General features: G+C 35.0%; 27 protein-coding genes and 1 tRNA gene. 11 read left to right on the plus strand and 17 right to left on the minus strand.

The window, feature by feature from the left end; all coding sequences use genetic code 11:
* The first annotated feature begins 35 nt into the window (after positions 1 to 35).
* Positions 36 to 734 carry a hypothetical protein gene (locus tag EZ449_RS09650; RefSeq protein WP_131558121.1) on the plus strand — a complete coding sequence of 233 codons (699 nt, stop codon included), beginning with the start codon at positions 36 to 38 and terminating at the stop codon, positions 732 to 734.
* Positions 735 to 943: 209 nt separating this feature from the next.
* Complete coding sequence (sucC, locus tag EZ449_RS09655; protein WP_131558123.1) at positions 944 to 2,143, plus strand: ADP-forming succinate--CoA ligase subunit beta; 1,200 nt, start codon at positions 944 to 946, stop codon at positions 2,141 to 2,143.
* Between the two features lie 492 nt (positions 2,144 to 2,635).
* On the opposite strand, the gene EZ449_RS09660 is transcribed toward sucC, so the two are convergent.
* The 5 genes from EZ449_RS09660 to EZ449_RS09680 are packed head-to-tail and all read right to left on the minus strand — an operon-like array spanning position 2,636 to position 5,345.
* Positions 2,636 to 2,842, minus strand: a complete 207-nt coding sequence (locus tag EZ449_RS09660) for a helix-turn-helix domain-containing protein (RefSeq protein ID WP_131558125.1) — start codon at positions 2,840 to 2,842, stop codon at positions 2,636 to 2,638.
* 14 nt (positions 2,843 to 2,856) lie between these two features.
* On the minus strand, positions 2,857 to 3,348 hold the full coding sequence (locus EZ449_RS09665) for a DUF2975 domain-containing protein (protein WP_131558128.1): 492 nt from the start codon (positions 3,346 to 3,348) through the stop codon (positions 2,857 to 2,859).
* 1 nt (position 3,349) lies between these two features.
* Positions 3,350 to 4,159, minus strand: coding sequence for a DUF2975 domain-containing protein (locus EZ449_RS09670; RefSeq protein WP_131558130.1), 810 nt, complete (start codon positions 4,157 to 4,159; stop codon positions 3,350 to 3,352).
* A 2-nt stretch (positions 4,160 to 4,161) separates the two neighbouring features.
* Positions 4,162 to 4,755, minus strand: a complete 594-nt coding sequence (locus EZ449_RS09675) for a hypothetical protein (protein WP_131558132.1) — start codon at positions 4,753 to 4,755, stop codon at positions 4,162 to 4,164.
* Between the two features lie 2 nt (positions 4,756 to 4,757).
* Entirely contained in the window at positions 4,758 to 5,345 is a 588-nt protein-coding gene (locus tag EZ449_RS09680; protein WP_131558134.1) for a hypothetical protein, read from the minus strand.
* A gap of 442 nt (positions 5,346 to 5,787) precedes the next feature.
* Here EZ449_RS09680 and EZ449_RS09685 point away from each other — a divergent pair, with 442 nt between their 5' ends.
* The 3 genes from EZ449_RS09685 (at position 5,788) to EZ449_RS09695 (ending at position 7,720) form a co-directional block, all read left to right on the plus strand.
* The gene (locus tag EZ449_RS09685; RefSeq protein WP_131558136.1) at positions 5,788 to 6,648 is read left to right on the plus strand and encodes a sigma-70 family RNA polymerase sigma factor; all 861 of its coding nucleotides are present in this window, start codon (positions 5,788 to 5,790) and stop codon (positions 6,646 to 6,648) included.
* A gap of 411 nt (positions 6,649 to 7,059) precedes the next feature.
* On the plus strand, positions 7,060 to 7,221 hold the full coding sequence (locus EZ449_RS23485) for an ATP-binding cassette domain-containing protein (protein WP_131558138.1): 162 nt from the start codon (positions 7,060 to 7,062) through the stop codon (positions 7,219 to 7,221).
* Entirely contained in the window at positions 7,217 to 7,720 is a 504-nt protein-coding gene (locus EZ449_RS09695) for an ATP-binding cassette domain-containing protein (protein WP_394347132.1), read from the plus strand. The genes EZ449_RS23485 and EZ449_RS09695 overlap by 5 nt, the downstream gene beginning before the upstream one ends.
* 92 nt (positions 7,721 to 7,812) lie before the next feature.
* On the opposite strand, the gene EZ449_RS09700 is transcribed toward EZ449_RS09695, so the two are convergent.
* The 10 genes from EZ449_RS09700 to EZ449_RS09745 all read right to left on the minus strand — a co-directional run bounded on the left by EZ449_RS09700 (position 7,813) and on the right by EZ449_RS09745 (position 15,051).
* Entirely contained in the window at positions 7,813 to 8,676 is an 864-nt protein-coding gene (locus tag EZ449_RS09700; protein WP_205942977.1) for an AMP nucleosidase, read from the minus strand.
* A gap of 93 nt (positions 8,677 to 8,769) precedes the next feature.
* Positions 8,770 to 10,008, minus strand: coding sequence for an ATP-dependent Clp protease ATP-binding subunit ClpX (gene clpX, locus EZ449_RS09705; protein WP_131558142.1), 1,239 nt, complete (start codon positions 10,006 to 10,008; stop codon positions 8,770 to 8,772).
* Entirely contained in the window at positions 9,992 to 10,699 is a 708-nt protein-coding gene (clpP, locus tag EZ449_RS09710; RefSeq protein ID WP_131558144.1) for an ATP-dependent Clp endopeptidase proteolytic subunit ClpP, read from the minus strand. The genes clpX and clpP overlap by 17 nt, the downstream gene beginning before the upstream one ends.
* A 56-nt stretch (positions 10,700 to 10,755) precedes the next feature.
* On the minus strand, positions 10,756 to 11,115 hold the full coding sequence (locus EZ449_RS09715) for a four helix bundle protein (RefSeq protein ID WP_131558146.1): 360 nt from the start codon (positions 11,113 to 11,115) through the stop codon (positions 10,756 to 10,758).
* A gap of 53 nt (positions 11,116 to 11,168) precedes the next feature.
* On the minus strand, positions 11,169 to 12,518 hold the full coding sequence (tig, locus tag EZ449_RS09720) for a trigger factor (RefSeq protein ID WP_131558148.1): 1,350 nt from the start codon (positions 12,516 to 12,518) through the stop codon (positions 11,169 to 11,171).
* Positions 12,519 to 12,693: 175 nt separating this feature from the next.
* Positions 12,694 to 12,775 (minus strand) — tRNA-Leu (locus tag EZ449_RS09725).
* Positions 12,776 to 12,926: 151 nt separating this feature from the next.
* On the minus strand, positions 12,927 to 13,388 hold the full coding sequence (locus EZ449_RS09730; RefSeq protein ID WP_225872279.1) for a 3-oxoacyl-ACP synthase: 462 nt from the start codon (positions 13,386 to 13,388) through the stop codon (positions 12,927 to 12,929).
* 12 nt (positions 13,389 to 13,400) lie between these two features.
* Complete coding sequence (locus EZ449_RS09735) at positions 13,401 to 13,745, minus strand: DUF1801 domain-containing protein (protein WP_131558150.1); 345 nt, start codon at positions 13,743 to 13,745, stop codon at positions 13,401 to 13,403.
* Positions 13,746 to 13,805: 60 nt separating this feature from the next.
* Positions 13,806 to 14,378 carry a nitroreductase family protein gene (locus EZ449_RS09740; RefSeq protein WP_131558152.1) on the minus strand — a complete coding sequence of 191 codons (573 nt, stop codon included), beginning with the start codon at positions 14,376 to 14,378 and terminating at the stop codon, positions 13,806 to 13,808.
* Between the two features lie 118 nt (positions 14,379 to 14,496).
* Entirely contained in the window at positions 14,497 to 15,051 is a 555-nt protein-coding gene (locus tag EZ449_RS09745) for a hypothetical protein (RefSeq protein ID WP_131558154.1), read from the minus strand.
* A gap of 73 nt (positions 15,052 to 15,124) precedes the next feature.
* Here EZ449_RS09745 and EZ449_RS09750 point away from each other — a divergent pair, with 73 nt between their 5' ends.
* From EZ449_RS09750 to EZ449_RS09775, 6 genes are all read left to right on the plus strand, one after another.
* Positions 15,125 to 15,424, plus strand: coding sequence for a hypothetical protein (locus tag EZ449_RS09750; RefSeq protein ID WP_131558156.1), 300 nt, complete (start codon positions 15,125 to 15,127; stop codon positions 15,422 to 15,424).
* Positions 15,425 to 15,648: 224 nt separating this feature from the next.
* Positions 15,649 to 17,271, plus strand: coding sequence for an ABC-F family ATP-binding cassette domain-containing protein (locus tag EZ449_RS09755; protein WP_131558158.1), 1,623 nt, complete (start codon positions 15,649 to 15,651; stop codon positions 17,269 to 17,271).
* A 69-nt stretch (positions 17,272 to 17,340) separates the two neighbouring features.
* A complete protein-coding gene (locus EZ449_RS09760; RefSeq protein WP_131558161.1) occupies positions 17,341 to 17,997 on the plus strand; it encodes a hypothetical protein in 657 nt (218 codons plus the stop codon).
* Between the two features lie 99 nt (positions 17,998 to 18,096).
* Complete coding sequence (locus EZ449_RS09765; protein WP_131558163.1) at positions 18,097 to 18,795, plus strand: DUF4397 domain-containing protein; 699 nt, start codon at positions 18,097 to 18,099, stop codon at positions 18,793 to 18,795.
* Positions 18,796 to 18,912: 117 nt separating this feature from the next.
* Positions 18,913 to 19,497 (plus strand): RNA polymerase sigma factor, encoded by a 585-nt coding sequence (locus tag EZ449_RS09770; RefSeq protein WP_131558165.1) that lies wholly within the window; start codon positions 18,913 to 18,915, stop codon positions 19,495 to 19,497.
* Entirely contained in the window at positions 19,490 to 20,707 is a 1,218-nt protein-coding gene (locus EZ449_RS09775; RefSeq protein ID WP_131558167.1) for a hypothetical protein, read from the plus strand. Before EZ449_RS09770 ends, EZ449_RS09775 begins: the two co-directional genes overlap by 8 nt.
* A 1,402-nt stretch (positions 20,708 to 22,109) precedes the next feature.
* On the opposite strand, the gene EZ449_RS09780 is transcribed toward EZ449_RS09775, so the two are convergent.
* Together EZ449_RS09780 and EZ449_RS09785 are read right to left on the minus strand one after the other, a co-directional pair.
* Positions 22,110 to 22,616 carry an FKBP-type peptidyl-prolyl cis-trans isomerase gene (locus EZ449_RS09780; RefSeq protein ID WP_131558169.1) on the minus strand — a complete coding sequence of 169 codons (507 nt, stop codon included), beginning with the start codon at positions 22,614 to 22,616 and terminating at the stop codon, positions 22,110 to 22,112.
* A 10-nt stretch (positions 22,617 to 22,626) separates the two neighbouring features.
* The gene (locus EZ449_RS09785; RefSeq protein ID WP_131558171.1) at positions 22,627 to 24,648 is read right to left on the minus strand and encodes a thioredoxin domain-containing protein; all 2,022 of its coding nucleotides are present in this window, start codon (positions 24,646 to 24,648) and stop codon (positions 22,627 to 22,629) included.
* Positions 24,649 to 24,654 lie beyond the last annotated feature (6 nt).

Genomic DNA, 24,654 nt, shown 5'->3' on the forward strand with positions numbered 1-24,654 from the left:
AATTACACTGTAATTTTAATTCTAAAATAACATTAATGAAAAAAGTACTCTCAATTACGATAGTCCTCCTAGTTGTTCTAATATCGGCATGTTCTAATGATAATAAAACCATTTCAACAACAGAGAAAATAACAAGTAAGGTCAAGTACGAGCCAAAAATAAAATATAGCTCCTCGATTATTATAGATAATACCGATATGGTTATGTACCCATTAAATTTAAACGACGGGGATAACGATAGCTATATAAGATCAGCTGAAGCAAACTACTGGAATTTAATTTTTTATAATGTAAACTCTGGCAAGAGTGAATTGCTAACGTATAAAAAACTAATCATCAATAGCTTTAAAATTGGCCATAATGAATCTGGAGCAAATAGTTCAGCCTCATTTTCAGATCAATTTATTTATTATGAAATTATTAATTCTGATTATAATGGTGATAAAAAACTAACGGGGAACGATCCTAAAAAACTTTTCATCTCTAATCTCCAAGGAAAATCATTCCATCAAATTTCACCGAAAAACTACTCGATTTATACCTGGAAAATTGACAATAAGCATGATTTAATTTTAATGAACCTAATCAAAGATTCCAATGGAGATAAGGAATTTAATGAAAAAGACGATGTTGAATATTTCATCTATAATTTAAAAGCAGGAAACCCTGCTAAACCTATTTTTGATGATGCTTTTAAAAAGGGACTAAGAGCATTGGCAAAAAAGGTTTTGTAAAATTGCAGGAACAAGTTGGCCAAGAAGCACAATCTTGGTAAACTAAACCCGATATGCGAGGAAAGCAACCGATTCTTCTTCGGTTGCTTGGAACATTAGCGGGGCTGTATTTTCCGATTAACATAAAACGTTCATTTTCTAGAAAAAATCGGCATTTGCTATTTGTTTAAAGGGTTTGAAATTGTAGCTTTGGGCAAATTTTGTAGCAAATGAATATTCACGAATACCAGGGTAAACAAATATTAAAAAGTTTCGGTGTTAACGTTCAAGAAGGAATTGTTGCCGATACTCCGGAGCAAGCTGTTGAGGCTGCTAAGCAACTGAAGATTGATTATAACTCTGATTGGGTTGTAATTAAAGCGCAAATCCACGCAGGTGGACGCGGTAAAGGTGGCGGTGTTAAATTGGCCAAAAACTTAGAGGAAGTTAAACAACGTGCAACCGATATTATTGGTATGCAATTGGTTACGCCTCAAACCGGACCAGAAGGTAAATTGGTGAGTAAGATTTTAGTTGCTCAGGATGTTTATTATCCAGGTGCTTCAGAAACTAAGGAATTCTACGTTTCAGTATTGTTAGATCGTGCAAAAGGTCGCAATATTATCATGTACAGTACCGAAGGTGGTATGGATATCGAGGAAGTTGCTGAACATACGCCACACTTAATTTTTAAGGAAGATATCGATCCTAAGGTTGGCTTACAAGGTTTCCAAGCTCGTAAAATAGCTTTCAAACTAGGTTTAAGTGGTGGTGCACATAAAGAAATGGTTAAATTTATAACAGCTCTGTATAAGGCTTATGATGCAACCGATTCTGCAATGTTCGAAATTAACCCGGTATTAAAAACTAGCGATGATAAAATTATTGCTGTTGATGCTAAGGTTGATTTAGATGAAAATGCACTATTCCGTCACCCTGATTATGCAGCAATGCGTGATACGATGGAAGAAGATCCGATGGAAGTTGAGGCAAGTGCTTCTAACCTAAACTTTGTTAACCTTGATGGTAATGTGGGTTGTATGGTTAACGGTGCTGGTTTAGCAATGGCTACCATGGATATTATTAAATTGGCTGGTGGTGAACCCGCTAACTTCTTAGACGTTGGTGGAACTGCAAATGCTCAAACTGTTAAAGCTGCTTTCAACATTATTTTGAAAGATAAAAATGTTAAGGCCATCTTAATTAATATTTTCGGCGGTATTGTTCGTTGCGATCGTGTTGCGCAAGGTGTTATCGATGCTTACCAAGAAATTGGTGATATTCCGGTTCCAATTATTTGTCGCTTACAAGGTACAAACGCAGTTGAAGCTAAAAAATTAATAGATGAATCTGGACTTAAAGTTTACTCGGCAATTGCATTAAAAGAAGCTGCTGATTTAGTTACTAAAGTATTGGCTGAACAAGAATAATAAGCTTAAAGCGGAAAGAATAAAGCTTAAAGCAATATCATAAAGTATAAAAACCTTTCAGTGCGAACTGGAAGGTTTTTTTGTTTCCAAACTTTGCCGTCATTGCGAAGCCGATTTTTCTTCAGCTGTGGCAATCTAATTTGATAAGATACAATTATTTGAAAACCAAGCTACTGTATTCTTCGGTTGCGAAAGTCCTGCTATCACTGCAATCTTTTTGTTAGTGTCATGCTGAGCTTGTCGAAGCACTTCAACAAAAAGTATTTTCGTTTTATCAGGTTTATTTAATTTAGGTTAATCGTTTTTCGGTTAAAAAGTTCCCAACTAAACTGACGAAGTTCTGCCTCGCGATCGCTATATTTTTTTTACGGTAAAGTTACTAACTCTAAATAGCCTATTGCAAAGTAGAGTTAGTTACTTTTATTGGCCACTAAACTTCGAAACTAAACTTAAGAAATTCTGCCCCGCTATCACCTATCGAAACTTCTTAAGTTAAAGTGATCGATACTCAAGAATATCACCAGGTTGACAATCTAGCACACCGCAAATGGCTTCTAAAGTCTCCAAGCGAATGGCCTTGGCTTTACCTGTTTTAATGATTGACAAATTAGACATCGTAATTCCAACCCGCTCACTTAATTCGGTGAGCGACATTTTGCGACGGGCAAGCATTACATCTAAGTTTATGATAATTGGCATTATTGGGTATAAAGTTAGATGGTTAAGTCGTTTTCTTGTTTCAACTCAATTCCTTTCTTAAATACAAAAGCAATAGTTAAAATCGTTAATCCAAAAATTAGTAGCCAAATTTGAAAATCAACATTTTTTACTATATCAAATAGTAAATCTTTATGAATACTTGATTGTTGTAAATATTCCAATCCATTGAATACAAACACCAGAAATGGCATAATGGTACAATACCAACCTATTCTATTAAGAAGTTTACTATTCTCTTCAGTAAAAACGTTTCCAACCTCTACAGAATTTATAAATCGATACAAATAAACAAAAACCCTTGAACTCAGGAAACATATCAACAATATGAATAAGCCTTTAACAACACCAAAAACACTTGTACTACCGGCATCTTGATAGCCATCTGCAAATCCTCTAGATGCATCATTTAAAGAAAACAGCACAACTGCAACCAGAGTGGTTATATAACCTAACTTTATAAGTCTAATTTGATTGATAGTTTTCATATTATATTGTTAAATCGTTTTCTTGTTTAATTAGGACCGCTTCCATTATTACCTTGGAAAGAAGAATAATTATTATGCCTATCCCAACATTAGAAAGATCCACCATAGACCCACCACTGTTAAAACTCATTTCAATATTATTTATAATTTGATTCCCAACTAAAGACCTGGTATTTAAGTTTACATTATTCACGATTGTACCAGCAGTATATACATAGATTATTTCAGTTAGTTCTCGGAGAATAAGAACCACACCAAACCATGTTATTAGCCTAAAACTTCTTACAATCAAAAAGTCACCTGCTAAATAAATATTAATTAGACTAATTAATATGATGAGCAAAATAAATATTAAGAACCCTCGAATTAACGCAAAAAATGCCCATAAGAAAGTATAAGTCTTATGATCAGAATTAACTTTTAAAAGTGCATATCCCATAAATGATATACTGTTCAATATTTCAACTGAATGATCGGCAGGGCCATTTTGTAGCTTATTTACAAATTTATTAACAACATCTGAATCTTGATATTTTTCATATAATTTGTGATCAGCATCTTTGTAAATCCTAACATTTCCTACAGTCTTTCCATTTTTATATTGAATAACAGTATCTGGTAAGCTTGTATGAAAATACATTGGCAATAAGTATCCCTTTTCTTTATCTCCAAACCGACCTCCATTTATTCTTATATAACTAGGGAAATTAAATATATTGCTTCCTATCTGTAGGATTATTGTTAGGCCAAAAAGAATGAGCCCTAAAATTAAAAGTGCCTTTATAATTCTGGCCAGCAGTTTATATTTCATATTTAAATGGTTAAATCGTTTTCTTGTTTAAGCTTTCTTGAGTAAGAAAGCAACTCATAAATAATGGTAAATACCACAATTAGCGAAAGCATCGTTATATTACTATTCCCTATGTTGCTGTAATCATATTTAAATAGGTGGTTAGTTAATTCCTCAATATATCCATCTAACAAAAACTTGGATAAGAATTTTAATATAAAAAATAGAACCGCTCCAGCACCTACAATTTGCCACAACCTTTCCTGCTTTAGGTTTTCAAGAGATGAGGGTTTCTTGTTAGCAATTATCAAGATCGTTAGGCCTAGAATTAGGTAAAAAAGCGTTGCCGCACCAATTTCACCAATACCATCATTCGATAAGATAATGGCTTGTGCCATCGTTGGTTTAAATTCATAAACGCCAATATGGCTGTCTGTAAATTTAGCGTTATTAAGAACTCTAATCTCATGCTTTGCATTGCTTTCCATTAATTTAATCGCAATCACACCATCTCTATAATTATCAATAGCAGTAAATAGACAGCTTACAATGGATGTTATAGCGATAATAATCAAACTTATCCCTGCATATCTAAAAACTTTAAAAATTTTATTCATAATTATATCGTTAAATCGTTTTCTTGTTTAAGCTTTTTTGCATAGGCAATTATGCCATAAACTGCGTTAAAGATTACGATGGCTAAATAGCCAAGGTTGTAGAAACCTGAGGTATTATCAAAGTGTTCAAACTGCTCTTTAGTTAGATAGCCAACATATTTATCTAGAAGCAGGCTAATGGCTATTTTTAGAACCAAGAAAAGACCTCCAAAACCCCATATAAGTTTGGCTAAGGTTTTCTCTGTTAGGTGATCCAAAGTAATTTTTCTCTTTTTTATAATCCTCAGCAAAGCAAAAGAAGAGATGAGATAAAAAAGCATGGTTGCCCCACCATCTTTATATATACCATTCTCTAGCAGCACAGCTTGAAGAAATGTTGGTTTCATCTCAATTTCGCCAACCTGTTTATTGGTGTACTTGAAGCCATCTATAAGTTCAATTTTTGGATTTCCAATTCTCTTTACACTAAAACTGATTGCCTCATTTTTATAATTTATTAGCGCAAATACAAAATGGGCTGCAAGGGAAAGTATGCAGAAAGCAATTAATGTGGTTACTGAATTTTTTAAAATTTGATTAAGCGTATTCATTACTAAAAAATTAAAATGCTTTTTTTTGAGTGGATATTTCGAATTCAGGCATATTTAAAAAGTTTATAACAGCTTTTAACCTGACAAAAATTCTCAGACCAAAAATCATCCAATAATTGCTTCCTTTATTTTTTAGCTTAAAAAACAGAAATTTGAGAACCGTCATATATTTTTAATAATTTATGAAGCAAACATAAAAAAATAATTATTATAAATCAAAATATATTTATTGATTTACAATAAATAATAGCTGAATAACAATCATTATGCTTACTCGAAATTAAAATATGACCAAAACTTTATTGGAATGATTTTTGTTATAAGTAAAACTATAAAAAACATGTGCAAACAGCAACATTTTCAGTATTTTATCCTTTCGGATTGCTATACAATTTCGTAACTTTGCACACTTCAATAATTAAAGAGCACACAAAACGTATAAATGAGACAACTCAAGATAACGCAATCCATTACCAACCGTGAAAGTCAGTCGTTAGATAAATACCTACACGAAATTGGTAAAGTAGATTTAATAACAGCAGAGGAAGAAGTAATTTTAGCAAGAAAGATTCGTGAAGGTGATCAAGCTGCGTTAGAGCGATTGACTAAAACCAACTTACGTTTCGTAGTATCTGTTGCAAAACAATATCAAAATCAAGGTTTAACTTTAGGAGATTTAATCAACGAAGGAAATTTAGGCCTAATTAAAGCAGCAAAACGTTTTGATGAAACAAAAGGTTTCAAATTCATCTCTTATGCTGTTTGGTGGATTCGTCAATCAATTTTGCAAGCTATTGCTGAACAAAGCCGTATTGTTCGTTTACCGCTTAACCAAGTTGGTTCATTAAGTAAAATCAGCAAGGCTTTTTCAAAGTTAGAGCAAGAATTCGAACGTGAGCCATCTCCAGAAGAATTGGCAGAGATTTTAGAAACTACTGTAGATAAAATTTCTGACACTTTAAGTAACTCTGGTCGTCACGTATCGATGGATGCTCCTTTCGTTCAAGGCGAAGAAAATACATTATTAGATGTATTGGAAAACCACGAGCCGAATACTGATAGTTCATTAATCAACGAATCATTATCAGAAGAAATTAAACGTTCTTTATCTACTTTAACAGAAAGAGAAAGAGAAATTATCGTTTTATTCTTCGGCTTAGGCTCTAATCATCCTTTATCTCTAGAAGAAATTGGGGAAAAATTTAACCTAACTCGTGAACGTGTGAGGCAAATTAAGGATAAAGCGCTACAACGCCTACGCCATACTTCAAGAAGTAAAATCTTAAAATCTTATTTGGGATAAATTCCACAATAGATTTTCTACTTATATTAAAAGATCGACAATTACTGTCGATCTTTTTTTGGTTAATAGAACTAAGTTTATCGTTATGATTTTATATATTTAAATGATGTCTATTAACTTGCTCAAAAAATCTATATTAATTTATAAGCCAATATTTGTTTGGAATATTCTAGTAAGCTCATTAACTTCTTATTTCTTCGTTATAAAGGGTTTTAATGGCCCAGACGTATATTCGTGGGCATTATTTATTAAGTTAATCGGCTGGGTGTTTTCAGTTGGACTTTATGTTATGTTTTACAAATCGACATCCTATTTCTTTAAAAATCAAGGGATAAGCTTTACACGAATTATGGTCAATTTCGTTTTATATGATTTAGCACTTTTTGGAGGAATATTACTTATTTTATTTTTATGCCAGAGCTTTACGTAGACAGCGTTAACCATTGGTTCGGCGATAGGGAAATTCTGAGCAGTGTTTATCTAAACTGTAAAATTGGTGAGGTAGTTGGCCTTTTAGGCAGAAATGGCTGTGGAAAATCGACATTATTAAAAAATTATCTTCGGAAGCATTAAGCCCAGTTTCAAATACCTTAATGTAAATGAAAAGATGTGTGCGAAAGGGTATCTATCTAAAAACATATCATATTTACCGCAAGATAATTTTATTCCCGATCAAATTAATCTGTCGGCCGCGATTGATATATTTTGCAAAAAGAATCGTGATCAATTAATGCAGATTAAGTTTGTTTCAGATAATCTAGATGCAAAGTTTTACAATTTATCTGGCGGAGAAGCTAGATACTTGGAGTGCTTGCTCATGATCTACAGTGATCATGAATATGTGCTACTGGATGAACCATTTTCTCAACTTTCTCCATTATGGGTAGAAGATTTAAAAACCCACATTAATCATGCTAAAATTGCTAAGGGCTTCATCATCACAGATCATTATTACAGATCAATCCTCGATGTTTCTGATAGAATTGTATTGTTGCATAATAGATGTAACTACACTATCAATAATGAGGATGACTTAATTTTACATGGCTACCTACCAGGTTACACCGCTTAAGGAAAGATCAAAATTACCACCAAGACACTAAGAACACCAAGAAGATTAAATCTTTGCGCACTTTGCGTCTTTGTGGTGAGTTAAAACAGCTATTAAAACAACAAGTGTTTAACAGTTAAACCGTTATTAATTAATTGTTTTAAGGAGTCGATACCAATGCGCAAGTGAGTTTCCACATACTTTTCGGTGACGCTGCTATCACTTTCGGCAGTCTTAACACCTTCAGGAATCATGGGTTGATCTGATACCAAAAGCAATGCACCAGCGGGAATTTTATTGGCGAACGCTGTAGTGAAGATCGTCGCAGTTTCCATATCAACAGCCATTGCACGTAAAGTTTTTAAGTATTTTTTAAACTCCTTATCGTGCTCCCAAACCCTACGGTTGGTTGTATAACAAGTTCCTGTCCAATAATCTCTTCCATGATCGCGAATAGTTGTAGAAATTGCTTTTTGCAAAGCGAATGCTGGTAAAGCGGGCACTTCAGCAGGGAGGTAATCGTTTGAAGTTCCTTCTCCCCTAATTGCTGCTATTGGAAGAATTAAATCTCCAAGTTGATTTTTCTTTTTTAAGCCACCACATTTACCTAAGAATAAAACTGCTTTAGGTTTAATTGCTGTTAACAAATCCATCATGGTAGCCGCCAACGGACTACCCATACCAAAATTGATAAGCGTGATTCCGTTTGCTGTAACACTTTGCATTGGCTTATCTAAGCCCATAATTGGTGCGTTATCATTCCATTCAGAAAACATGGTTAAATATTTACTGAAGTTTGTTAACAGAATATAATCACCAAATTGATCTAAAGGTCTGCCAGTATATCTTGGCAACCAATTTTTAACAATTTCATCTTTAGATTTTAATCCCGATTTAACAGGACTTTCTACTTCTTTTATCTTTTTTGCTTTCTCTACAATTGCTTCGTCTTTTTTTACGTCCTTTTCTTCGTTCATATTTTTTAGCTTAGAGCATAGCGCTTGGCGCCTAGCGTTAATAAATATTATATTAAAAAAAATCCCCCCGCTTTCGCGAGAGGATTTGATTTTTTATGCGGCTTGCAACTTTTTAAAGTCAGCCTTTTCAAATTTTTCTATCGCATAATCGAGATTAATGTGCAATTCCTTGACATCTTTCTGCGTGGGTGTATCAAACATTGCATCAAGCATAATCGCCTCACAAATGGATCTTAAACCACGAGCTCCTAATTTATATTCCATTGCCTTATCAACAATGAAATCCAAAACATCATCCTCAAAAACTAAGTTAACATCTTCGTAAGCAAAAAGCTTAACATATTGCTTAATTAATGAGTTTTTGGGTGCTGTCAAGATATTTCTTAACGATTCCTTATCCAAGGGATTTAAATGAGAAAGTACCGGAATACGACCGATTAATTCTGGGATCAATCCAAATGATTTTAAATCTTGCGGTGTAATATACTTATAAAGATTTTTAAGATCTAAAACGGTCTCATCTTTCTTTACTCTGTAACCTACAGCTTGTGTACGCAAACGATTTGCAATCTTACGTTCAATACCATCAAACGCACCGCCACAGATAAACAAAATGTTGTTTGTGTTTACAGGGATCATTTTCTGGTCTGGGTGTTTACGACCGCCCTGAGGTGGAACATTAACGACTGTACCTTCCAAAATCTTCAATAAAGCTTGTTGAACACCTTCACCAGATACATCACGTGTGATAGATGGATTATCGCTCTTACGGGCAACCTTATCTACTTCATCAATGTAAACGATACCACGTTCAGCAGCTGCAACATCATAATCTGCAGCTTGTAATAAGCGTGTTAAAATACTTTCAACATCTTCACCAACATAACCAGCTTCGGTTAAAACAGTTGCATCACAAATACAGAAAGGCACGTGCAAAATTTTTGCAATTGTTTTTGCCAAAAGTGTTTTTCCTGTCCCCGTTTCGCCAACCAACATGATATTTGATTTTTCAATCTCTATCTCATCTTTATCAACTTTTTGATTTAAGCGTTTATAGTGATTGTAAACCGCAACGGATAAAACTTTTTTAGCATCATCCTGACCGATAACATACTGATCTATGTGTTGCTTAATTTCAAGAGGCTTTAATAAATTAATCGCCTCTTGAATATTTTTTGTCCCTTTCGTTCCTAATTCTTGAGCAAGCAATTGATTGGCCTGCGTTACACATTTATCGCAGATAAATGCATCCATGCCTTCAATTAACATTAACGTTTCATGCTTGCCAGAATGGCAGAACGAGCAACGGGATTCCTTATTTTGTTTCGCCATTTTTTCTTGCGTTTCTCGATAAAACTTCATCAATCATACCAAATCCTTTGGCTTCATCAGCACTCATCCAATAATCACGATCTGAAGCTTTCTCTACCCAATCATAAGTTTGGCCAGAATGCTCTGAAATAATATCGTATAATTCCTTTTTCAATTTTAGCATCTCTCTCAAGTTGATCTCCATATCAGATGCCACACCTTGTGCACCTCCTGATGGTTGGTGAATCATTACTCTTGAGTGTGGTAAAGCAGAACGTTTTCCCTTAGCACCTGCAACCAATAAAACAGCACCCATTGATGCGGCCATACCTGTACAAATTGTAGCTACATCTGGTTGAATATACTGCATGGTATCATAAATACCTAAACCAGCATAAACTGAACCACCTGGTGAGTTAATGTAGATTTGAATGTCTCTATCAGCATCTGTTGATTGTAAAAACAACAACTGAGCCTGAATGATGTTTGCATTCTGATCGTAAATTGCATCACCTAAAAAGATAATACGGTCCATCATTAATCTCGAAAAAACATCCATTTGAGCTACGTTCATTTGGCGTTCTTCAATAATATATGGCGTCATCGATTGTGGGGAAAGATTAGCCTGTGAAATAAACTTATCTACATGTAAACCGCCAATTCCCTGATGTTTAACGGCAAATTTTCTGAATTCTTGTGAATCTATGTTCATGGTTATATAGTTTGGCGTTTTGCGATAAGCGTTTTATGCATTACAAAATACGCGAGTTATTTTAATAAATATTTCCTGAAGTTGGTTAATTTCCGTGCCAATTTATCTAATTCCTCAAGATAATCATGCAGTTCTATGTCAGAAATATATTTTCTTCGTTCTAAAACTACTAAAATATTCGCATTCTCGAACGCCGATCGATGTGCAATATTCAGATAATGAGCGAATTCCTTATTTGAAACAGAGCCAGAGCCTTCTGCAATATTATTAGATATGCTAAGAGCAGCCCCATTGAGCTGCTCTGCAAATCTGTATTTTTTATCTACTGACAATCGGTCAGCTATATCAAGTAGTTTATCAATTAAATCAATAGACAACTGCCAAACTTCGAGAGATTGAAATTTAAATTGAGCCATTGCTAAATATAGAAATAGCACAATCAATTTCAAAACGCCTTACGCCAAACGCCTTACTTTTTATCCAAAGCCACAAACTTATCGTAATCAATTGCTTTCTCTTCTAAAGTAACAATAGATTTTATTTGTTCGAAAGTTTTTAGTGCTTTAACTTCTTCGAAAGTACGGTTTGCATTTTCCTTATCCTGCAAGAATTGAACGGCATATTGCGCCAATTGGTCTTCAGGAAGTGGACTTTGGCTATACATTTTAAACTGGGCATCTAATTTAGCTTTAGCAGCTTGAACCACATCCTCATATTTAATTTCGATGCTATTATCCTTAATGATTTTGTTCTCGATTAAAGTCCATTTAAGGTTTTTAGCGAAATCATCATAACCTTCTGCTAATTCTTCATCGGTTAATTTTTCGTTTGTAGCTTTTAACCAACGACGTAAAAATTCATCTGGCAATTCAAAAGCATGTTTCTTCAAGAGGTCTTCGTAAATATCATTTGAGAGTTTACGCTCTGCATCTTGTTTTAACATACCCTCAACTTCTTCGGTAATTTTTGTTCTAAAACCAGCTTCGTCAGTCACCGTTCCTTCACCAAATATCTTATCGAAAAATTCTTGGTTCAAATCAGCCTCCTCTAAACGATTTACATTTTTAACAACCAACTTGAAGTTAGATTTTAATTCTGCAGCGTCTTCTTCAGAAATATTTAAAGCCTTAGCAATTACTGCAGCGTCTTCAAGTGCTTTCTGAATATCGATCGTCACTTCATCGTTTTGCTTTAAGCCAATTAATGATTTGTGGATCTTTTTATCTTTAATTTGATCTAAACGAACTGTGGCACTGCTTGTTATGCCACTTTCAAAAACAGAACCATCAGGAGAGAGTTGGGTTAACTCAGTATATAAGACGTCATCCTCAGCCGAAACCTCAGGATTACTCATTTTACCATAACTACGACGGATACTTTTGATACGAGTCTCTAAAGTTTCTTGGTCTGCCTTAATAACGTATTCTGTAAACTTATCTTTTGATGAAATATTCACCTCAAAAGCAGGCGCCAAACCCAACTCATAATCAAACTCGAATTCATCTGTATTATCCCATTTAAATTCACGGGGATCATCCAATTGAGGAAGCGGCTGACCCAAGATTTCTAATTTTTGCTCAGCAATGTAATTCGTTAAAGTATCGCTTAACAAATTGTTAACCTCATCTACCAAAATAGTTTTGCCGTACATTTTTTTAATATGTCCTGCTGGAACCATTCCTTTACGGAAACCAGGTAATTGTGCTTTTTTAGCTTGGTCTTTAATGGCCTTATCTACTTTTTCACTATAATCAGCAGGTGTGATTTTGATTTTTACAACAGCATTTAAGTTGCCGGTTTTTTCCTGTGTAATATTCATTTTTTTGAGATATGAGTATTGAGATGTGCAATTATATTTGAGAATCGAGATATGAAATTTGAGACAAATGGCACATATCGCTTCAATTAAAACAGCACATCGATTTTAATTTTTTAACCAATGTCATTTAAAAAATAAAACCGTTCCGAGTAAATCGGAACGGCTTCATTTGTAGTGCGGATGAAGGGACTCGAACCCCCACGCCGTGAAGCGCCAGATCCTAAGTCTGGTGCGGCTACCAATTACGCCACATCCGCAATTAGGATTTATTTTGGATTGCAAAGATAGAAAACAGAATGAATTATCAAAAAGGAATTGATATAATTTCTTAAATATTTTTCACTGCCAATGCTAAGTTGCTTATTCTAAACGAGAAAGATTTAAAAGAAATTTAAATAAAACAAACTCCTAGAAGATCTCTTTTACCAAATAGTCTTTTCCATTGAAATTGAAGCTTTCATTTTTCGCCTTTCCAATTAAATTTTTTCCAATCGGCGATGCCTGAGAAACGGCGAAAAACTTTTTTCCATCAAAATTTAATTCACCCGCACTAATGCTAATGTAAAAATTTCCCTCTGAAGTTAAAACCAAACTTCCGTTTTTAACAACTTTATCAGATTCTACATTCTCTATTTGTTGCAGAGCAATTTTTTGCTGGCCAGCCTCATAAAGCAATTTATTATTGCGATCCATTTCCTGTTGCATCATTTCTCGGGTAGTTTCGTACTTGTCGCCTGCACTACTTTTGGTATCATCATTTGATGCTTGCCTAGCCTGCTGTAACGAATACTCAATATTTTCTATTCGATTTTGAATAAATGTTAGGCAAAGCTGATATAAGTTAGATTTGAGATGTGAGATGTTAGACATAAGTATGGTGTATTATCTGCGAAGTGCGAAAGCAAGATTTAAAATTAAATTTATTTTTTGTTGAGGGATATCTTCTAAATGATTAATCAATAAAATTTTCATCCTAGCTCTCTTTTCTTGCAACAAATCTTCGTGGTTTATTTTATTTCCATCAACGAAACCGATGTAAGGCTGATGAAGCTTTTTGTGAATCCAAAGATAACAGATCATTTTTCCTTTGTGGTAATAAAAAGGCATCCCATATTTCCAATGCTCCGTAATCTCCGCATAACCAATTAATAGCGACCTTAAATATTGCAGGCAACTTTTATTAGGCTCATCTTTTTGCTCGAAATAGTTGTCTAAAGGATTTAACATGAATGATAAAAAATGAAGTCTATAAAGCTGACTCAAAACTCCAAACTAACGCCTCCAAACTTAATCCTCTATCCAACGAACTTTTTCTTCCATTGAAGTACGATTTGGCGCCCATGGTTTTTCGTTGTGATATCCCATATAAAACAAACCGATGCATTTTTCATTTTCGCCCAATCTTAAAAATTCACCTAAATCATCAATTAGTGGTGGCGAGCTCCAATAAGCACCAACTTTTAAGCTTTCTGCAGTTAATGCCATATTTTGAACAGCACAAGAAACCGCAGCTAACTCTTCCCATTCGGGAATTTTACCACTCAACTGCATATTAATAGCTATAATACAATCTGCCTGACTTGTTTTTTCTGCAAAGCTATCGTACTTCTTCTGTAGAAATTGTTGTGGCGAAACCAATGCCTTATAAAGCTTGCCAAGCTCGGCTCCTAACCTTGCTAAACCAGTTTTTCTAATGACCACAAAACGCCAAGGTTGGGTTAATTTATGTGTTGGTGCATAATTTGCAGTTTCTAAAATCTGATTGATTACCTCAACAGGAATTTCTTTTTTTATATAACTCGCAGGGAAAATACTGCGGCGTTCTTTTATAACTTGTGATACAACTTCGTAATTACTCATGCTGTAAATATAAGGTAAAAGGCCGAGGGTAGAACGCAGAGGCTAGTAATGCGAAAAGATTTGACGATTTAATAACTAAAACCTGAGTATTGGGAAAGGAACCTTTAACTGAAAACTACTAACTGCGAGCTGCCAACTGTTTCCGTATTTGTTTAACCTTTGCAAAAAAAGCAATACTTTCCTTATCAACCAAAAACTCCATGGTTTCGCTAAGTTCATCTTTGATCCAGTTATGCTTAGTAATCAAATTGGCCAGAATATTCAAGCAATGAGATTTAACAGCAACAGGAACTTTTTCATCAATTAACCATGCAAAAACAACATCCACTAGATTATCAGAGTTATAATTAACGATGATTTCTTCAATTTCTGGCGAAGCATTTTTCTTAGTCATGAAAGCTAAAATTTTGACATAATGCCTTAATGCAGAAAGATTATGTTGAAATGGAAGTTTCTGCAAGAAGTAGATTGCATGTGGCATAAACCTCTCGATATGATTGGAATAGATACGCTCTAAAATCCAAGCTGCTCGAAAACCAATTTGTTCATCCTTATGGAAACTTAAATCAATTAAATCTTTGGCAGAAAAGTTTTCTGTTAAAGAGAAAGATGCAAGTTCTTCTACCTTAGTTTTACCGAGTGGAATTTTTAAAGCATCAAATAAATATTGCATCTTCAAAAATATAAAATGCTTATTATTTAAAAAATACTATAGGTGCAATAAATAAATTTTACGAATTTTAGGAATGAGCACAAACGAAACCAAAAAGGATAAGCATTTAGTTAAGCACCTCATTATCCGTTTAGTCTTACTATTTATTCCCGCAATATTATTATTTGCATTATCTGCCATATTAACAGATCCATATTATGCCCTTTTTTCTGCCTTTGCTGCCCTTGTATCTCCATCAATTGGGTTTATCTTTATAATTATTGAGGCGATTGTATTGCATCGCAAAAAGAAATTAGATCTTAGAAACATCAATCTGATTATGATTTGCGTGTTTTTAACGATTTACATTATTATTTTAATTAACCACCCTTAATCTATCAGATCTATATCCATCATGCAATTCCCGAAGAATTACCGAACTTTATAACCTAAACCCGATTGAACGAATGCCGTTTTTCTCGGCAGCAGGTAAAGCGGGACTGAATTAGCCATGAAAAACTAAAGGCTGGTTTTCAAATTAAAACCTACCACTAAAGCGACTATAGACTTTCGACTGTGGACTATAAACTGTATCTTTGCGGCTTATTTATTTACAGTATGATTTCAGTTTCTAATTTATCGTTACGATACGGCAAACGCACATTATTTGAAGATGTTAACCTAAAATTTAACCAAGGCAATTGTTATGGTGTAATTGGAGCTAATGGCGCAGGCAAGTCAACTTTCCTTAAAATTTTATCTGGCGAGGTTAGTCAAACTTCTGGTAGCGTAGCTTTTACGCCAGGGGAAAGAATGGCTGTATTGAAGCAAAATCACTATGAATTTGACGATGTTTCGGTATTGGAAACCGTAATGATGGGGCATAAGGAACTTTATGCCATTATGAAAGAGAAAGATGCCATTTACATGAAAGAGGATTTTACCGAGAAAGATGGCGAACGTGCTGGCGAATTGGAAAATATCTTTGCAGAAAAAGATGGCTGGAATATGGAAAGTAATGCTGCAACGATGTTGAGCAACTTGGGTATTCCTGAAGATAATCATACTAAATTATTAAAAGAGTTAGATAACACTCAAAAAGTACGTGTGTTATTAGCACAAGCACTTTTTGGTAATCCTGATATTTTATTATTAGATGAGCCTACCAACGATTTGGACATCGAAACTATTGCTTGGCTAGAAAACTTTTTGGCCGATTACCAAAACATTGTATTGGTTGTTTCTCACGATAGGCACTTTTTAGATGCGGTTTGTACGCACATTGTGGATATCGATTTTAGTAAGATGAACATTTATTCTGGCAACTATACTTTCTGGTACGAATCGAGTCAATTGGCTTTAAAACAACGTAGCGACCAGAACAAAAAGACTGAGGAAAAAGTTAAGGAACTACAAGAATTTATTCGCAGGTTTAGTGCAAATGCATCCAAATCAAAACAAGCTACTTCTCGTAAGAAAGCCCTCGATAAAATCGATATTTCAGAAATTAAGGCCTCGAGCAGAAAATACCCTGCTATTATTTTCAACAATACTGGTCGTGAAGCTGGAGATCAGATTTTACAGGTTGATGCTTTAGGGAAAAGTGGTAATGATGGTGTTTTATTCGATAAAGTTACTTTCATGGTAAATAAGGGCGATAAAATTGCGATAATTTCACAAAATAGTTTAGCTACCGCTGCATTTTACGATGTTCTGGCTGGTAGAGATACCAATTTTAAAGGCGAATTTAAATGGGGCGTAACCATTAGCACTGCTGACATACCAAATGATAGCTCTGAATATTTCGCAGGAAAAGATGAGAACTTGGTAGATTGGTTGCGTGAATATTCTGGAACCGATGCCGATGAGCAATTTGTACGTAGCTTTTTAGGCAGGATGTTATTTTCTGGCGAGGAAGTTTTGAAAAACGTAAAAGTGCTATCAGGTGGTGAGAAAATGCGTTGTATGTTCTCGAGAATGATGTTGCAACAAGCAAATTTATTGATGTTTGATGAACCAACCAATCACTTGGACTTAGAATCTATCGAGGCATTAAACAATGGCATGAAAGATTTTAAAGGTACCATTTTGTTTACCTCACGAGATCACCAGTTAACGGAAACGGTTGCGAACCGAATCATAGAAATTACGCCAAAAGGGACAATTGATAAGTTGATGACTTATGATGAATACATTAACAGTAGCGATGTTGCTAAACTTCGTGAGGAAATGTACGCTTAAGTCTTTGCCTAAATATATTTTGAAAAGAGTTTTGATATCACATCAAAACTCTTTTTCTTTATGTAACCTATGAAAACAATTCTAACCTTTATACTTTTAGGCTTAGGCTTAACGTGTTATGCCCAAAAGAGCGATACGACAACAATGCGTTCTAGGACGATCAGAGATGGATTTACAGAAAAGTATACGGTTCTAAAATCCAATAAAAACATCAAAAAAGGTTTTGCTGAGGTTTTATTCAATCAGCAGCAAATCGCTTCAGGGCAGTATAACAACAACCGTAGATTTAACCAATGGAAATTTTATTTTTTAAACGGCGAAGTGGAACAAATTTACAATTACACTACTAAAAAAGTTGAGTACGAATTTGAGAATAAATCTACCACCTATTTTTTAGAAAATTTAAAAGATGGAGATGAATCTATCAATCCAGTTAAAATTGGCGGGTCGTACGCAACAGCTATAGTAATGAGTAAAATGCCTAACTTCATGATTGATTTGAGAAATAAAAAAGGCACTTACACAATAAGTTACATTTATTCATTAGATGAATTTGGTAATTTAACCAAGCTTGAGCGGAAAGTTGTTGGGGAAAATTTTAGCAAAAGTGAAAACATCGACTCGACATTGCTCGAACCAGAAGAGTTAGAATTTAACCCGGGTTACGTAAATGGTAAACCAATAAAGAGCTCAATTACAATCAATAACACGTTTACTATAAATTAAATCCTTCCTGCTGTAGCGTTTCGGCCACGTTAATCGTTTTACAAGAAAAAGCGTTAATGGCCATTAACCAATTTTATTTATAAATTGATTTAACTACACATGAAAACTAAAAACTATTTTGGCATTAGTACTAAAATTATCTTCTCTCTCTTAGCAATAACTTTAACGATATCGGCTTGTAAAAAAGATTTCAGCGATGACCCTATCGAAGCTGCTGGCATTGGCTTTATACATGCTTCACCTGGAACCGGCCCTTTAGATTTTATCTTGGATAACCAAAAAGGTGGCACTTTTAGTTATACAAAAGATTTAGGCTACTATTCTGCTTATCCCGGAACAAGATTATTGGGTGTGGCAAAAAAAGATTCGTTAAAATATTTAACTAACATCAATGCGACACTTAAACCCGGCATCTTTTATTCTGTATTTGTGGTTGATACTTTAAAATCTACAAAATTATTGGTTTTGGAAGATGATTTAAAATCACCAGAAACCAACAAGGCTAAAGTTCGTTTCATCAACTTAAGTCCAGGCTCGCCAGCATTCGATTTAGCTATTCAAGGTAAAGATGGTTCGTTATTTACGGGCAAAGCATTTAAAGAATATACTGCATTTACTTCGATAGATCCATCTGATGCTTATACTTTCTTATTAAAGGAAACCAGCTCTTCATCGGTTAAGGTAACACTTCCCGCAATTAAAATTGAAAAAGGAAAAATCTATACCATTTGGGCAAAAGGACTGTCAAGCAAAACTGACAGTACTGGCTTAGGACTAACCGTTTTAACGAATAAATAAAATTCTCTATACCTGTGAGAACGAAAATAAACACCACTCAAGAAATTGGGTGGTGTTATTTTCTTAATTTTACAATACCAATTATGGTAAACCTTTATTAATTAGTCCTTTACAAGGGTGATAAAAAAAATACTCAGTTTTGAGGAAATTTTAAAAGGCTGTGTAAAAAACGACAATAGCTGTAAGGAAATGATGTATAAATCATTTTATGGCTACTTAATGGGTGTTATTTTAAGGTACACCAAGAACACTTCGGATAGCGAAGAGCTTGTAAATGATAGTTTTATCAAGATTTTTAAGAACGTTGGCAACTTTAAATCGCCAATAAACCCCGAAGAATTGCAACGATCTTTTAAAGGATGGATTGCCCAAATTGCCTCGAGAACAGCGATAGATAAATTACGAAGTACTAAAGCTCAATTTTATGTTGATGATTTATCGGAAGATGAGCATCCAGCAACACAGGTTTCTACCGCATCAGAACTTCATGTTAACGATATTTTGAAACTATTAAATCATTTACCAGATACCCAGCGATTGGTATTTAACTTATATGAGATTGAGGGATTTGCCCACGATGAAATTTCGAAAATGCTGAGCATTCCAGAAAGTTCGAGTCGGGTTTACCTTACACGATCGAAAAATAAGTTACGTACACTTTACCTAAATACCATGGTTAATTCATACGAAAAAAATGGATAAGGAATTAATTGAGCGAATAGCTACACAACTCCAAAGCCATGAGGAAAATTACTCCCCAGGCGCTTGGGAACGCTTTTCTGAAAAGGAGAACAAGCGAAGAGGCTTTCTTTATTGGCCGCTATGGACAGCTGCTGCCGTAATTTTAATTATTGGTGCTTTATTTTTCTCTTTGGATAAAAAAGGAAATCAAAATCATATTGTGGTAACTAAACCAAAAGTTGAAACAAAAATATCTCCAGAAAACACAAATCAAAAGCCTGTAAGCACTGATGAAAACAATCCGATTTTATCTAATAATCCAAAATCAGCTGATCAAAATTTAGTAGCGAACGACATCTCAAAAAAATCGATTCTCATAGAAAATAGCAATCAAAAAAATAGTAGTCAGCTTAATATAGTTACCAAAAGTGATGAAATAATTAAAAATTATAATTCGCTAGAAAATAGTCTGACCGGCATTAATCTATCTAATTCAAAAAACAAAAGCTTCAAAATTGTTACGGCAGAAAAGAAACCTCAACCGATTAAAAAAACCACTTTCGAGGATTTATTGGCGCAAGATAGTAAGGCAGATCAATATAAAGCGGCATCGAAAAATTCGATTGATTCTAAATGGGAACCTGGCGTTTATATAGCACCTGCAATGGGGAACGACAATAAAGTGAATATGAATTATGGCTTTTCTTTATCTTATGCAGTTGCCAATAAATTATCCATCAGTTCTGGCGTTTCTTATGCATCACTAAGTAGTACAGAAACATTAGATGCATCTGCGCCACAGTCTTTATCAGGTAAAAATTTAGAATCGGTAAATGCAAAAGTAAGTGGCATAAATGTACCTTTAGAATTGAGGTACAAAATTTCTGAGAAATTATATACCGGGATTGGTGTATCGGCCTTGGCCATTTTAAATAACTCACAGAACAATACTTATTTGGTAAACCAAGTTCAAAGTACGGTTGTATCTGATGCCGCTGGTTACAGTACATCAAAAAATTATATTGTACAGGAAAAGAAAAGTGAGCCCGAGCCAACTATTGATCCTGATAAATATATTGGGTTTTATAACTTTTCTTTAGGCTACAAACAGAAAATTTCGACGAAGAAAAACATTGCAATAGAGCCGTTTTTAAGGTTACCAATGAAAACATTTTCTAAAGAAAACTTAAACTTGACCAACGGTGGTTTGAGGATAAAGTTTGATTTTTAATCAGATGTGATTGATGAATTTCTTTCTAGAAAATTAAACCATTTTTCCCCCATCAAACTCCACATTTATCAGTTGATTTTCAGGAAATGAATGGTTCTACACTTTTGGCGATTGAAGCCCCGCTTTACCTCCTGCCGATAGAAAAAATCGGCATCCGTTCCAATCGGGTTTAAAAACTTCGGAAATTATACAATCGGCAAATGAAAGGCTGAAGTTTATAGAACTAAGCTTTTGTAAAATAAACCCGACATACATGGAAAGCCCGGGATCCATTTTTCTATGGCCACGGCTTGGAATATTGGCGGGACTTTCGCGACCGACTAGCACAGAAACCTGCTTTTCGAATTCTAAAACTTATTTTAACATAAACCTGCACTATTACAGTCTAGATTTCTATTTAGAAATGAATGGTTCTGCACTTTTGGCGATTGAAGCCCCGCTTCCCCTCCTGCCGATGGAAAAAATCGGCATCCGTTCCAATCGGGTTTAGAAACTACGGAAATTATACAATCGGCAAGTGAAAGGCTGAAGTTTATAGAATTAAGCCTTTGTAAAATAAACCCGACATACATGGAAAGCCCGGGAGCCATTTTTTCTATGGCCACGGCTTGGAATATTGGTGGGACTTTCGCGACCGACTAGCAAAGAAACCTGCTTTTCGAATAGTTGAAACTTATTTTAACATAAACCTGCACTATTACAGTCTAGATTTCTATTTAGAAATGAGTGGTTCTGCACTTTTGGCGATTGAAGCCCCGCTTCCCCTCCTGCCGATGGAAAAAATCGGCATCCGTTCCAATCGGGTTTAAAAACTACGGAAGTTATATAATCGGCAAATGAAAGGCTGAAGTTTAACGTGAATTTTGGATTTTTTCAATATGCATTATGTATTTACACTCAGCAAAGCCAAAGCACAAAATCTTCGTTCTACTTGATCCCGGCCTAACAAATTTTTCGGATTGCACAGTCCATGCCTTATTATTGGCTTCCAAAGAAAACGGCATAGCCCTCATGAATACAACTAAAACAATCATCAAAGGATGAATAAATTTTCAGCCGGCATTTTTTGTTTCTTTTTGATGTCAAAAAGAAAAAAGCCCGTCCGGCCAGGACAAAAAAATACCTTTTTAAGAAAATATACAATATTTTTTAAACTAAAATCAATATGCTACATCCAAAACTAACGTAAGTTTATAGAACTAATCCTTTGTAAAATAAACCCGACATACATGGAAAGCCCGGGAGCCATTTTTTCTATGGCCACGGCTTGGAATATTGGCGGGACTTTCGCGACCGACTAGCACAGAAACCTGCTTTTCGAATATCGAAATTTATTGTTATACAAAAAGGGCTTCAGTTGAGAACAACATGAAGCCCTTTGCTATTATTTAATTATAGAGACCTAGTGACCAGAATGTCCGTCTGCTCCGTGAGCGTGGCCATGAGCCAATTCATCTTGAGTAGCTTCGCGAACGTTTAGTACAACGCCAGTAAACAATAAATTCTTGCCAGCCATTGGGTGGTTTAAATCTACCGAGATATTTTCGTCATGAACGGCAGTAACGCCAGCCCTGAACTGATTGCCTTGGTTATCTTGTAAAGGAATTACATCACCAACGCTTGGCACTTCGCCACCAGCCTCGGTAAACATAGTTTTTGGTAAATCTGCAAATGCACCTGGATCAATTTCTCCGTAACCATCAGCAGCAGATAATTCGAAACCATATTCTGCACCAGTTTGTAAACCAGCTAAATGCTCTTCAAATTTAGGCAACATCATGCCTGTACCATATAAAAATACTAAAGGATTTTGCTCATCAGCTTTTTCTACAAAAACTTGTTGTCCTTCTTCGTTAGTAGTGTGCAATTCATAAGTTAATGCGACTACTGAGTTTGGTGAAATATTCATTTAAATTGTTTTATTGTAAATACTCTAATGCTTCCTCAACAGTTCTAACTGGCAGCTGGCATACTTTATTTCGGCAAATATAAACTTTTGTTTCGTTGCTTTGCTTACCTTTTAACAGCGGCAAGTTACTTTTTGTTCCACCTAATGTAATTTTGTTTGGAATATAATGATTGCTTAACTCCAGCTTAATTAAATCGGTTTCTAAACCGGTTATGGCAATTTCGTTTATCCCGTAAACTTCGTTAAGCAATTGAATGGCCCAGTTTGAATAGGCAGAGCCGTAGGTTTTTATTTTTGGATGAACGGCTGCCAACATTTCCTCAGCTTTTTCTGTATAACTTTCTCTATCAAACAACAAACCCAATTTTTTAAGATTTTGTGCCATCGTCGAATTGGAAGCAGGAATTACATTATCCATTACCTCATGCTTGCGAGCGATTAAGCTTTCACTTTCTGCCGAGGTATAAAAAAACATCGGCGTTTCATCATCCATAAAATTGGCCAATACGTAATCAGTTAAACTTTTGGCCTCTTCTAACCATTTTTCATCAAAATCATATTCGTATAAGGCAATAAGCGCTTCTATAAAAAATGCATAATCATCCAAAAAGCCAGTTATTGATGCTTTTCCATTTTTGAAGTTACGGTATAAACCTCCATTAGGCGACTTTAAATTGTTTAGCATAAATTTTGCTGCAGCTGATGCTTTTTGATAATAATGATCATGATTTAAAACTTGAGCTGCATCGGCCAACGCCTTAATCATCATTCCATTCCAAGCGGTTAGGCACTTATCATCTAAGCCAGGTCTAATTCTTTTACTTCTTGCTTCCAGTAATTTCACTTTTGCCAATTTCACTTTATCGTAAAGTGTTGACGCATCAATTTTATATTTAAAAATCAGATCATCGTCTGCAATAGTCTTCCTTAGAATGTTGGTCTGCTCCTCTTCCCAATTCCCATCTTCGGTAACATTATAGTATTCGCCAATTAAATCGGCATCATCACCTAAAACCTTATCAAACTCATGTTTTCCCCAAACACAAAATTTTCCCTCAACGCCCTCACTATCGGCATCTAAGGCCGAATAAAACAAATCATCAGGAGAAGTCATTTCATTAAATACCCAATCTATAGTTTCTACTACAGTCTGTTTAAAAGAATCGAATTTTGTGCATTGGTAAGCTTCGGTGTACAAACTGATGAGCTGAGCATTATCGTAGAGCATTTTCTCGAAATGGGGAACATGCCATTTATCATCAACCGAATAACGGGCAAAACCACCGCCAATTTGATCATAAATTCCTCCGCGACTCATTTCCTCAAGCGTATGACAAACGGCTGTAAAAACCGATTCATCATCTTTTAGAAATCCATACCTTAAAAGGAAAATCCAGTTATTAGGTAATGGAAATTTTGGGGCACGGGTATATCCACCGAATGTAATATCAAAATGGCGTTTCCAAGGATCTATTATTTCTGTTAAATGTTCATCAGTATATTCTTCATTTGTAGTCGATGGAATTATTTTTTCGCTATCGCGGATACCTGACGTTAATCTTTCTGCATATTGAATTGCTTTATCGGGTTCATTCGCCCACAAACCAGCAACATTCTCCAAGATATTGATCCAATCGTTTTTTCTAAAATACGTTCCACCGTAAATTGGACGCTGATCTGGCAAACAAATACAATTTAACGGCCAACCGCCGCTTCCCGTCATCAATTGAATGGCATACATATAAATTTGATCGATATCTGGTCGCTCCTCTCGATCTACTTTGATGCAAATAAAATGTTGGTTCATTACTTCTGCCACTTCGTGATTTTCGAAACTTTCGCGTTCCATCACATGGCACCAATGGCAAGCTGAATAGCCAATGCTCACCAAAATTAATTTGTTTTCAGCTTTGGCTTTTGCTAAAGCTTCCTCGCCCCACTCATACCAATGAACGGGATTATAAGCATGTTGCAATAGGTATGGCGATGAAGCGTTGATTAAACTATTAGGCTCTAGATGTGTGTGTGACATGAGATT

It is taken from the genome of Pedobacter frigidisoli (assembly GCF_004331675.1).
Classification (GTDB): Bacteria; Bacteroidota; Bacteroidia; order Sphingobacteriales; family Sphingobacteriaceae; genus Pedobacter; species Pedobacter frigidisoli.